Origin of the sequence: Micrococcus sp. R8502A1 (genome assembly GCF_006704135.1) — a bacterium.
GTDB lineage: Bacteria > Actinomycetota > Actinomycetes > Actinomycetales > Micrococcaceae > Micrococcus > Micrococcus luteus.
Window position 1 is genome coordinate 1 of record NZ_VIGS01000064.1, and the last position, 10,757, is coordinate 10,757.

The 10,757-nt window shown below is 70.7% G+C and carries 10 protein-coding genes and 1 pseudogene; 3 read left to right on the plus strand and 8 right to left on the minus strand.

Features of this window, described 5'->3' with window-relative positions; genetic code table 11:
* Window positions 1-132: 132 nt before the first annotated feature.
* Both FLM69_RS10060 and FLM69_RS10065 read right to left on the minus strand, forming a co-directional pair.
* The gene (locus FLM69_RS10060; protein WP_003038432.1) at window positions 133-672 is read right to left on the minus strand and encodes a hypothetical protein; all 540 of its coding nucleotides are present in this window, start codon (window positions 670-672) and stop codon (window positions 133-135) included.
* Window positions 669-1,829, minus strand: coding sequence for an XRE family transcriptional regulator (locus tag FLM69_RS10065; RefSeq protein WP_306274405.1), 1,161 nt, complete (start codon window positions 1,827-1,829; stop codon window positions 669-671). Before FLM69_RS10065 ends, FLM69_RS10060 begins: the two co-directional genes overlap by 4 nt.
* Window positions 1,830-1,843: 14 nt before the next feature.
* Here FLM69_RS10065 and FLM69_RS11625 point away from each other — a divergent pair.
* From FLM69_RS11625 to FLM69_RS10075, 3 genes and pseudogenes are all read left to right on the plus strand, one after another.
* A pseudogene (locus FLM69_RS11625) lies at window positions 1,844-2,878 on the plus strand (DEAD/DEAH box helicase family protein); the annotation flags it as partial.
* Window positions 2,867-4,189 carry a type I restriction-modification enzyme R subunit C-terminal domain-containing protein gene (locus FLM69_RS11730; RefSeq protein WP_327036633.1) on the plus strand — a complete coding sequence of 441 codons (1,323 nt, stop codon included), beginning with the start codon at window positions 2,867-2,869 and terminating at the stop codon, window positions 4,187-4,189. The pseudogene FLM69_RS11625 and the gene FLM69_RS11730, both read left to right, overlap by 12 nt.
* Window positions 4,190-4,443: 254 nt before the next feature.
* Window positions 4,444-4,908: a hypothetical protein gene (locus FLM69_RS10075; RefSeq protein WP_141844099.1), complete on the plus strand. Its 465-nt coding sequence runs from the start codon at window positions 4,444-4,446 to the stop codon at window positions 4,906-4,908.
* Window positions 4,909-5,041: 133 nt separating this feature from the next.
* Here FLM69_RS10075 and hutG read toward each other — a convergent pair whose 3' ends face one another.
* The 6 genes from hutG to FLM69_RS10105 form a co-directional block, all read right to left on the minus strand.
* Window positions 5,042-6,088: a formimidoylglutamase gene (hutG, locus tag FLM69_RS10080; protein ID WP_036384388.1), complete on the minus strand. Its 1,047-nt coding sequence runs from the start codon at window positions 6,086-6,088 to the stop codon at window positions 5,042-5,044.
* Window positions 6,089-6,162: 74 nt separating this feature from the next.
* On the minus strand, window positions 6,163-6,678 hold the full coding sequence (locus tag FLM69_RS10085; RefSeq protein ID WP_002857647.1) for a CoA-binding protein: 516 nt from the start codon (window positions 6,676-6,678) through the stop codon (window positions 6,163-6,165).
* A gap of 3 nt (window positions 6,679-6,681) precedes the next feature.
* Window positions 6,682-8,052 (minus strand): O-acetylhomoserine aminocarboxypropyltransferase/cysteine synthase family protein, encoded by a 1,371-nt coding sequence (locus tag FLM69_RS10090; protein WP_036384386.1) that lies wholly within the window; start codon window positions 8,050-8,052, stop codon window positions 6,682-6,684.
* A gap of 225 nt (window positions 8,053-8,277) precedes the next feature.
* A complete protein-coding gene (locus FLM69_RS10095) occupies window positions 8,278-9,210 on the minus strand; it encodes a hypothetical protein (protein ID WP_049147891.1) in 933 nt (310 codons plus the stop codon).
* A 209-nt stretch (window positions 9,211-9,419) separates the two neighbouring features.
* Window positions 9,420-9,956, minus strand: coding sequence for a metallophosphoesterase (locus tag FLM69_RS10100; RefSeq protein WP_036315813.1), 537 nt, complete (start codon window positions 9,954-9,956; stop codon window positions 9,420-9,422).
* Between the two features lie 8 nt (window positions 9,957-9,964).
* Complete coding sequence (locus tag FLM69_RS10105) at window positions 9,965-10,729, minus strand: DUF1648 domain-containing protein (protein ID WP_141844101.1); 765 nt, start codon at window positions 10,727-10,729, stop codon at window positions 9,965-9,967.
* Between the last annotated feature and the right edge of the window lie 28 nt (window positions 10,730-10,757).

Genomic DNA, 10,757 nt, shown 5'->3' on the forward strand with positions numbered 1-10,757 from the left:
GGCGCGGCCGGTCCGGGTCGGGAGCATCGGGGCGATCAACTCCCATTGGGCGTCGGAGAGCATCTGGAACCGGGACATGTCCCCAGGGTCTCAGCTGACTCGTGCATCTATTCTCAGACACGCCCTAAGGGCTTATCCCAGGAGTCCCTGTTGTTCGGCCCAGCACTTGAATCCTCCTGGGCCGAAGGGAAGCCGGTAATCGCCCATGATGAGATCGTCAGCGAGGCTCTCAACCATGGGAACGGTGAGTTGCTCCTTGCGGATCGCCTCACAGAGCAACCCGAGGGTGCCGGTGCACTCGAGCTTCTCGCGCTTGGCCAGGACGCGGGGCACGTTGTCGTCGATCACGATGCGATACCCGTGCGTCCGACCGAGGGCTAGAACGCCGCATTCGCCCCGGTTCCGACCGCCCGCCACAAGGTGCTCCTCGTATCGGGCGAAGGCCGCGAGGAACTCGAGGTCCTCGCTGCGGTCCACGACGATCCATTCGGCGTCCAAGATCTGCCGGAGATCTGGGTGCTGGTACTGCTGGTCCCTGATCTCCTGCTCCACACTCTCCGGAATCACGGCATGGCCGGCTGTCAGGAACTTGAGCACACCGAGCCATCCTTTCAGGGTGAAATGGCGCAGTGGTCCCGTATCGAAGACGTAGGTCTCCGGAACGGCGGTCACGAGACGTACTCCCAGATCTCCTGTTCCTGACGTGGGGGAAGGTCCGGAAGGTCGTCGTCGTCGAAAGTCCCATCCAAGAGGTCGAGTGTGCGTTCACGCGAGAGCTTCTCGGCCTCGAACAGCGCGATGACGTGCTTCTGGTACACCCGGGGCTGGGTAGTGCCTGCCATCTCGTCAGACGGGTACAGATCGTGGGTGATGATGTCCGTCTGCGTGGTCTGCACAGCGCGGATGTCGTTTGCCGTGGAAGCGTCCACCAATTCCAGGTCGTGGAGTCGGCGGGCCAGGGTCGACATGTCCACCAGGTAGGTGCCGGCGATCTTCACAGCGGCAGTGCGGACATCGCCTGAGTGAGCTGCGGCGGGCCATTCCTGTAAAAGGACAGCTGCTGGCAGGAGAAATGCTCGAGCGAACCGATCGAGGCGACCCTCGATGTCCGGGCCGGTGTGGGCGGTGCGCCAGTCCACCGTGTATTCATCGGCAAGTAGGTAGTGCCCAAGCTCGTGCACGGCGGAGAGGCGGCGTCGCCCGACCTTGGGGGTGGAATTCACCAGGGAGATGCCGCCCTCGGCGAGGAGCACCGTTCCCGCGTCAGCGGCGTCCACGCCGAAGTTGCGGGAGAACAGGAGCAGGCCAGCAGTGGCCAGGTGCGCCTGGAGGTCCTTTACGGGTTCCGTTGCTGTATACCCGACGTGCTCGCGTGCCCGGGCGGCCATGTCGTCGGCCTCGTGAACGGACTTGGGCTGCTCCCAGGGGTCCCGCACGCCGAACCCCTCGATGGGATGCAGGCCGTGCAGGAACTCGACGTCTGCGAGGAGTTCGGCCAGCAGGTGGTCCACGGCCGACTCGGTGGTATCCAACCCCTGGGCGGAACGGTGCGAGACGAGCGCTGGCGCAGGCTCGGTGAAGAACGACTGCATTCGGGTTCCCAGGGCATCGGCGATGGAGGCCAGCTCCAGGGCAGTGACCTTCCGTTGTCCGCCTTCGATCCGGTTGACCATGGTGCGCTCGAGGCCAACGGCGGTAGCTAGGTCCTGCTGGGACATCCCGCGACGCTCCCGCGCGGCACGTACACGGGCACCCAGCGAATGAGGAGTGGTCGGCGACATGTGTGCGATTCTCGCACACATGGCACTGGCGGTGAACCCTCGTCGCATACGCTGATGCGTTCGAGAACAAGCGCCGCGCCGCTCTGCTGGTGATGGCCACCGGCACCGGGAAGACGCGCACTGCCGTCGCCCTGGTGGACCAGATGGCCCGCGCCGGATGGGTCAAGCGCGTGCTCTTCCTCGCGGACCGGCAGGCCCTCGTGAAGCAGGCCGCGGACGCCTTCGTGGAGCACGGCTTCGTCGGCACCACCGTGAACCTGCTGAAGAACCGGCACGGGGAGGGACGCGTCTACGCCTCCACCTACCCCACCATGCTCGGCCTCATCCAGGAGTCCACCGGTCAGGGTGCCCGCTTCGACCCCGGATACTTCGACCTGGTGATCGTGGACGAGGCCCACCGGTCCGTATACGCCAAGTACGGTGAGATCTTCCGCCACTTCGATGCCCTCCTCGTGGGCCTCACCGCCACCCCCAAGGACGAGATCGACCGGAACACCTACGGCCTCTTCGGCCTCGAGCCCGGCGTGCCGACCGATGCCTACACCCTCGACGAGGCCGTGGCGGACGGGTTCTTGGTGCCGCCGCGGGGCGTCTCCGTGGGCACCACCTTCCTGCGTCGCGGCATCCGGTACGACCAGCTTCCCGCCGAGGAGCAGGAGGCCTGGGACGCGCTGGACTGGGGCGAGGACGAGGCGCCCGAGGAGGTTTCGAGCGAGGAAATCAACCGGTTCCTCTTCAATGCGGACACCGTGGACCGCGTGCTCTCCACCCTCATGGAGCACGGCCACAAGGTGGCCGACGGCGAACGGCTCGGCAAGACCATCGTCTTCGCCAAGAACCAACCGCACGCCGAGTTCATCCTGCAGCGGTTCGACGCCCAGTGGCCGGAGCTCGGCGGCCGGTACGCCCAGATCATCACCCACGCCAGCCGCTACCCGGACGCCCTGCTGGACGACTTCAAGACCCCCGGCAAGGCCCCGCACATCGCCATCAGCGTGGACATGCTGGACACGGGGGTGGACGTGCCCGACGTCGTCAACCTCGTGTTCTTCAAGCTCGTCCGCTCCAAGACCAAGTTCTGGCAGATGATCGGCCGCGGCACCCGCCTGCGCCCGGACCTCTACGGGCCGGGGAGGGACAAGGAGGACTTCCTCGTCTTCGACTGGTGCCAGAACCTCGAGTTCTTCAACCAGGACCTCCCGGAGTCCGACGGCTCCACCCAGAAGTCCCTCACCCAGCGGTTGTTCGAGGACCGGCTCGCGCTCGTCGTCGCCCTCGACGCCCTGGACGACGACGCCGGGGCGCCCGCCACCGTCGGGCCGGAGGAACGCGCGGTGCGCGAGCTGCGCCGCACCGCCGCCGAGGAGCTGCAGGCGGCCATCGCCCGCCTGACCCTCGAGAACGTCCTGGCCCGCCCCCTCCGCCGGGAGGTCGAGGAGTTCCAGCGGCCTGAGGCGTGGACGTCCCTGAGCGCCCAGGCCGCCGAACGGGCACGCGCGCTGGCCGGGGTGGTCACCGGGTTGCCGGGGGAGGACGTCGACGCCAAGCGCTTCGACCTGCTCATCGTGCGCCGGCAGCTGGCAGACCTCACCGGGGAGGCCGGCATGTCCGAGCGCATCCGGGCCACGGTGCAGTCCCTCGCGGAGAACCTGCTCTCCAAGGACGCCATCCCCGCCGTCAAGGAACAGATCATCCTCCTCGAGGCCGTGGCCGGGGAGGAATGGTGGGAGGGCGTCACTCTCGGCATGCTCGAGCACGCCCGGAAGAAGCTGCGCGGGCTCGTCCAGTTCATCGAGAAGGTCCGCCGCTCCCGCGTATACACGGACTTCGCGGACACGCTCACGCAGCTTGAGGAGGTCGACGTCGTGCGGCCGACGCCCGGTGTGGACATCGAACGGTTCTGGGCCAAGGTCAGCGAGCCGCTGCGCCGCAACGAGTCCTCGCTGGCGCTGCAGAAGCTGCGCCACGGCAAGCAGCTCACCGAGCAGGACCTGGAGTCGCTCGAACAGCTGCTCCGGAGCATCGGGGCCGAAGACGTGCACCTTGCCGCGGCGAAGTCCGAGGGCGAGGGACAGCTGGGCCTGTTCGTGCGCATGCTAGTGGGGATGGATCGTGCCGCCGCGCAGGGTGTGGTCGCGGACTTCGTCCAGGACCGGACGCTCACCCAGGCGCAGATCCGCTTCCTGGGTCACATGGTGGAGGAGCTGACCGCCAACGGCGTCCTGGACGCCGGCCGGCTGTTCGAGTCCCCCTACACGGACGACGCCCCCGAGGGGCCGTTCGGCCTGTTCGAGGAGGCGCAGGTGTACTCCCTGCGCGAGCGGCTGGACTTCGTCCGGACGTCTGCGATGGTGCCGGGACCAGAAGCGAACGCGGGCGGGGACGAGGCGCGCGGCGTCGTCGCATGACCTGACCGGACGGTGAGCCGAGTCGTGATATCCGCCCTTCTGCGAGCCTCCAGTTTCTACGACTGCTCACATAGTGTTCAGACATGACTCCCGTCACCTGCCCCAGGGCCCCCAAGCGAGGCCATAGGAAAGAGACTGCTCGTGCACGTTGTCCGCACTGTGGCTCTTCCCCAGGTCCGGGCGTTACCCCACCAACAGAGACATTGATCGCTCTGCCCCCAGGGCCGGAGGGTGTCGATAGGCGGACTTCCTCAATGGAATGTGAGCGACGTCGTCGAATCGATGAAGTGCTTCAGTTGGCTGGTGACCTTCTGGTCGCGGAAAGCATTCGGGAAGTCCGTACGCACCTTCTTGATTTTGCCGTAGCCGACGACGAACAGGGGCGTGGACGAGCGCGGAGCCATGCTATCTGCCAGGTACTTGCCGAGGTGGCGAATGCGGTAGATCCAGGCGAATACATCGATGAAGCAGCCGATCGCACCAGGACAGCCCTCACCACGGCAGGTCTTCCTCGACCGGTCGTCGCCTTGGCAATCGCAGCGACAAAGAAGATTGCAGCGGGAGCCGTGGAGGGGATCAATCCGACTGGGCAGATTCGTTTGGCGATCTGGATGCTCATCTCTGTGCTCTGCCCGAGGCCGGAGGTGTGCCCGGCTCAGCCAAAATCAGGCGTGGAGGTTCTTAAAGAAGCTCTGGAAGATGCAGAGTCTGCTTTCTGATCATCACAGAGGCTGAGTGACCCTCAACGCACCTCGCTACCTCAGCGGCGGTGGCGGCCGACGATCGTGTGGATCAGCCGCACCGCGGCCCTCGCGGTGCGGCCCCCGCGCCTGAACGGACCCCCGGCCCGCCTCAGGCCAGCAGCGACGCGTCCGTCCGGTGGCGGCTGACGATCGTGTGGATCAGCCGGGCCGCGGCCTTCGCCGTGCGGCCGTCCACGTCCAGGGCGGGGTTGAGCTCCACGACGTCGGCCAGGGCCAGCTTCCCGGACTGGGTGGCCTCCAGCGCGCACGCGTGGATCACCTCGTACGGCACGCCGAAGCCGGCCGGTGCGCTCACCCCCGGGGCGACGGCGGCCGGCAGCACATCCAGGTCGATCGTCAGGTAGAGCACGTCCACGGCGTTGATGAACGAGCGCACCCAGCGGCGCACGCCGGTGACGTCGGCGGTCTGGGCCTGCTCGTCGGTCACCCACGTGACCCCGCGTTCGCGCGCGGTGTCGAACAGGGCCCGGGTGTTGTTGGCCTCGCTGATGCCCACCACCGCGTAGGAGAGCTGATGCTCCGCCCCCTCGGCGTCGCGCAGCGCCTGCAGGAACGGGGTGCCGGAGCTGGGCCGCGGCGCCTCGCGCAGGTCGAAGTGCGCGTCCAGGTTGAGGATGCCCACGCGGGTGCCCGCACCCACGCGCGTGGAGCCGGTCAGGCCCGTGATCGAGGCGTAGGCGGTCTCGTGTCCGCCGCCGAGCACCACGGCCAGGTCGTGCGCGTTCAGCAGCCCGCTGACCACCGTGCCCAGCTCGGCCTGGCCCGCCTCGAGCTCGCCCGGGGCGTCGTCGTCGCCGCGGTCCACGGACACGTCGCCCGCGTCCACGAGCGCGCCCGTGCCCTCGAGGTACGCGAGCGAGGCGAGCGCGCCGCGCAGCGCCTCCGGGCCGTCCTCGGCTCCCACGCGGCCGTGGTTCCGGCGCACGCCCTCGTCCGAGGCGAAGCCGATGAGCGCCGTGGACCGCGCGCCCGACGTCGGAGCGCCGGCGCCGGGGTCGCGCTGCGGCGTCGTGGGCTCGCCGCGGCCGTCGGCGGGGCGGACGACCTGGTGCCAGCGCAGGTGCTCGGGGGTGTCACCGTCGGTGCGGCCGGTCCAGGCGGGGGAGAGGGACGAGGAGGGGAGCTCGGAGGTCATGGGACCATCCCACGCCATCGACGGGCGGGTGCGCAACGACGGCCGGACGACGCCCGACACGGGGCGTCGCCCGCCTAGCGGTCCAGTTCCTGGCGCCGCGAGCTGATCACGCCGGTGACGAAGCCGGCGAGGTTGAGCCCGCCGTGGAAGCGGGCGTGCTCGATCTTCACGCAGCGGTCCATCACGATCTCCAGGCCCGCGGCCTCGGCCTGACGCGCGGCGTCCTCGTTCCAGATGCCCAGCTGCAGCCACACGGTCCGGGCACCCACGCGGGCGGCGTCCGCCACGACCTCGGGGGCGTCGGAGGACTTGCGGAACACCTCCACGAGGTCCGGGGTGACGGGCAGGTCGTCCAGCGAGGCGTACACGCGGTGGCCGAGGATCTCCTTGCCGGCCGCGGCGAGCACGGGATTCACGAAGTAGACGTCGTACGTGGTCGAGCTCAGCAGGTACGTGGCCACGAAGTACGACGCACGGGCCGGCTTGTCCGAGGCGCCGACGATCGCGATCGAGCGGGTGCGGCGCAGGATCGCCAGGCGCTCGGGGGCGCCGGGGCCGGTCCAGGTGCGCTCGGGGTGGGTGGTGCTCATGGCTCAGGCCTCCTGCTCTGCGGGGACGACGGCGCCGTCGCGGGTGCGGCCGGTGGCCGCGGTCAGGGCCTGGTCCAGGTCCCAGAGGATGTCCTCGACGTCCTCGATGCCCACCGAGATGCGGATCAGGTCCGCCGGGATGCCCGCGGCCACGAGCTGCTCGGCGGTGAGCTGCTGATGGGTCGTCGTGGCGGGGTGCAGCACCAGCGTCTTCGCGTCGCCGATGTTGGCCAGGTGGGAGGCCAGCTGCAGCGCCGAGATGAAGCGCGCCGCCGTCGCGCGCCCGGCCTCCGGACCGGAGGCGCCGTCGTCGGTGTCCGTGGCTGCCGGGGCCACGCCGAAGCTGAACACCGAGCCGACGCCCCGGGGCAGCAGCTGCTGCGCGCGGGCGTGGTGCGGGTGGTCGGGCAGGCCGGCGTAGCGGACCCAGGAGACGCGCGGGTCCTCGTCCAGCCACTGCGCCACGGCCTGCGCATTCGCCAGGTGGGCGTCCATGCGCGGGGCCAGCGTCTCGACGCCGAGCAGCAGCTGGAACGCCGACTGCGGGGCCAGCGACGGGCCGAAGTCGCGCAGCTGCTCCGAGCGGAGCTTGGTGAGGAAACCGTACTCGCCGAAGTTGCCCCACCAGGAGACGCCGCCGTACGAGGGCACGGGCTCGGTCATGGACGGGAACTTGCCGTTGTCCCACGGGAAGCGGCCGGACTCCACCACGACGCCGCCGAGCGTGGTGCCCTGCCCGCCGAGGAACTTCGTGGCCGAATGGATGACGATGTCCGCGCCGTGTTCGATCGGCCGGATCAGGTAGGGCGGGGTGAGGGTCGCGTCCACGACGAGCGGCACGCCGTGCCGGTGGGCGACGTCGGCCAGGCCCGGCAGGTCCACGACGTCACCGGAGGGGTTGGCGACGATCTCCGTGTAGACGGCCTTCGTGTTGGGCTGGAGGGCGGCCTCGAAGTCCGCGGCCTCGGCGGAGTCCACGAACGTGGTCTCGACGCCGAACCGGCGCAGGGAGACGTCCAGCTGGGTGATCGTGCCGCCGTAGAGCTTCGAGGACGCCACGATGTGGTCGCCGGCCCCGGCGAGGGCCGCGAAGGTGACGAACTCGGCAGCCATGCCGGACGCCGTCGCGACGGCCCCGATCCCGCCCTCGAGCGTGGCGACCCGCTCCTCGAACGCGGCGACCGTGGGGTTGCCGATCCGCGAGTAGATGTTGCCGTACTTCTGCAGCGCGAAGAGGTTGGCGGCGTCCTCGGCGGACTCGAACACGAAGGAGCTGGTCTGGTGGATCGGCACCGCGCGGGAGCCGTGGACGGCATCCGGGACGGCGCCCGCGTGCAGCGCCTGGGTGCGGAAGCCGAACTCGTGGTCAGCCACGGGGGTCCTTTCGATGGAGGCTTCGGGACAGTCCCTCCCATTGTCCCGGGCGAGATGCGCCGGGGGCAGGGTGGGGACGTCGCAGAGCGTCACGCGGCGCAGGCCGGCGCCGTGCAACGCGGGTTGAGTTATCACCGGTTACGCGGGCCTGGACCCGTGACAACTCAACCCGCGTTGGCCTGGACCCGTGACAACTCAACCCGCGTCGGGACGGGCGGGGGCGGATCAGCGCGTGCGGGCGAGCCGACGCCGGACCAGCCCCACGATCCGCCCGAACCCCGCGCGCTGGTCCTCCCAGGTGCAGCGCAGGGTCGTCCATTCCCGCTCGAGGCAGTACGCGTCCCGACGGGCGTCCCTCGCCTGCTGCTGAGCCGTGCGGTGGCCGGCGCCGTCGTACTGGAGGGCCAGGCGCGCCCCCCGGTACCCGAGGTCCACGACGGGCGAGGCCGGGTCGGCCGGGTCGACGGCGACCTGCAGCTCCGGCTCCGGCAGCCCGGCCCGGATCAGCGCGAGCCGGAGGAAGGTCTCGGGCGGGGAGTCGGCCCCGACGCGCACCTCCGCCAGCGCGGCACGTGCGAGACGGACACCCGGCCGGCCACGGCAGCGGGCGAGCACCTCCGACAGCTCGGACACGGTGGCCACGGGGTCCGCCCGGCCCGTCGGCGTCCACGGCGGACGCACCAGGTGGTCGCCGTCCGCGATGAGCCAGTCCACCTCGTGGGGGCGGAGCATCCCGGCGAGGTCGAACCAGGTGCGCGCCGCCGTCGTGACGCGCTGGCCGTCGGGAAGCTCGAGCACGTGGTCGGAGGGCAGCCGCACCCGGTGGCTGACGACGCCGTCCAGGTCGGTCCGGTGCGTGCGCGCGGAGCGGTCGAAGGTCAGGTGCAGTCCGGCGGGCCGCGCGAGGCGGGGCGGCAGCGGCAGTCCGTGCCAGAGGGCGGCAGAGACGTGGGAGACCACCCCGCCCGTGAGGCGGACCAGCGCGGCCGCGCCGTCCGGGGCGCACGGGTCGGGGATGCCCGCGGTGTGCACGCCGCGGCAGATCCGGGCGAGGTCTGCCGCGAGGGTGCGGCGCCACGGCAGGCCGGCGGCGTGCAGCTCGGCCGTCGTGAAGGCGCCCGCGGCGAGGGTGGACGGCAGGGGCGTGCGCGCGGTCATGGGGTGAGCCTGCCGCCCCCGGGCCCTGCGACGGACCGGACCGACGCGCCCTGGGGAGGGCCGCCGTCGTCGTGGTGGCTGTGCAGGAGCGGCCGACCCGCCGGTCATGGTGGCACCGGCGCGACGCGGGTTGAGTTATCACGGGTGCAAGCCGCCTGGACCCGTGATAACTCAACCAGCGTTGCAGGGGGGAGCGGCCGGCCCGTCGGTCACGGCGTGCGGTCCACGGACACCAGCTCCACGTCCTCGAGCCGCCCGCCCCGCACCACCGCGCGCATCAGGGTGCACACCGGCTGCCGCCTCCGGTCCGTGCAGGAGCCGGGGTTGAGCAGCCGCAGCCCCGGGTTCGCGGTGTCCGGACCGGCCACGGTGTCCCACGGGATGTGGCTGTGCCCGAACACCAGCACGTCCGCGTCCGGGAACGCCGCGGCCATGCGGCGCTCGCGGCCGGCCGCCGGGCCCGTCTCGTGGACCATCGCGATCCGCACCCCGCCGATCTCCACGCGCGCCACCTCGGGCAGCCGCGCCCGCAGCCCAGGCCCGTCGTTGTTGCCCCACACGCCCACCAGCCGGGCGGCCCTCGCGTCGAGGTCGTCGAGCACGTCCTCGGCCACCCAGTCGCCGGCGTGGAGCACGACGTCGGCCCGCGCCACCTCGGCCCACACCTGCGCGGGCAGAGCGCGGGCGCGCCGCGGGATGTGGGTGTCCGCGATCAGGAGCAGGCGGGCGGCGTCGTCGTCGGGCACGGTCCGCCTCACCGTGCCGCGTACGCGCCGAGCCAGATCGCCAGCGGCAGGCCGACGATGAACACGGCCACGAATCCGCGCACCAGCCACCGGCCCACCGGGGTGGCGAGGTTGACCGTCGCGCCCACCCCGTAGCCGGGACGCTTGGCGGGGAAGACAGCCGGGTCCTCGGGGTCGCGCTTGAGCCCCAGGGGCGTCCACATCTCGTCCTCGGCGCGTTCCGCGGCCGTGGGCCGGTACTCGAGGTCCGCCGCGACGCGGTCCGACCAGCGCGTCCACCGCTGCGTTCCGGCCCGCAGTACCGGGAAGATGCCCACCATGAGCACGGTCAGTGTGAGGGGCAGGAGCCACCACGGCATCGTCCACGCCCCGGCGGCGAGCACCTCGGCCGTCGTCGGGGCCAGCACCAGCACGATGAGCACGCACGACCACCCGAGGCTTTCCTGGACCCCGCGGTGCACCCCCGTCTGGCGCACGCGCCGCCACGGGGACAGTCCCGGATCCGTGGGGGTGAGGGCGGTGACCATAGCGGAGACCAGCGCCAGGAAACCCGTCATGCCGAGGCCGATCAGCGGCCCCGCCGCCACCGTGCCGAACGAGGTGTCCTCCCACGCATCCGGCCGCCCGTCGACGCCCCAGTGCGTGGGCACGCGCTCCGGCAGGCCCGGCAGGGCGACGAGGGCCCACCCCAGCAGCGCCAGGCACAGCACGGCCGCGAGCAGGAACGGCAGCCACGGACGCAGCCGGCCACGGCGCCTGTCTCTTATACACATTCTCCGAGCCCACGAGACGGAGCTACAT

Bases quoted from the DNA above. Each gene is read 5' to 3' on its own strand.
- hutG (WP_036384388.1), bottom strand. From the start codon at position 6,088: ATGACCTCCGAGCTCCCCTCCTCGTCCCTCTCCCCCGCCTGGACCGGC.
- FLM69_RS10105 (WP_141844101.1), bottom strand. From the start codon at position 10,729: ATGTGTATAAGAGACAGGCGCCGTGGCCGGCTGCGTCCGTGGCTGCCG.
- FLM69_RS10065 (WP_306274405.1), bottom strand. From the start codon at position 1,829: ATGCGACGAGGGTTCACCGCCAGTGCCATGTGTGCGAGAATCGCACAC.
- FLM69_RS11730 (WP_327036633.1), top strand. From the start codon at position 2,867: ATGATCGGCCGCGGCACCCGCCTGCGCCCGGACCTCTACGGGCCGGGG.
- FLM69_RS10075 (WP_141844099.1), top strand. From the start codon at position 4,444: ATGGAATGTGAGCGACGTCGTCGAATCGATGAAGTGCTTCAGTTGGCT.
- FLM69_RS10095 (WP_049147891.1), bottom strand. From the start codon at position 9,210: ATGACCGCGCGCACGCCCCTGCCGTCCACCCTCGCCGCGGGCGCCTTC.
- FLM69_RS10085 (WP_002857647.1), bottom strand. From the start codon at position 6,678: ATGAGCACCACCCACCCCGAGCGCACCTGGACCGGCCCCGGCGCCCCC.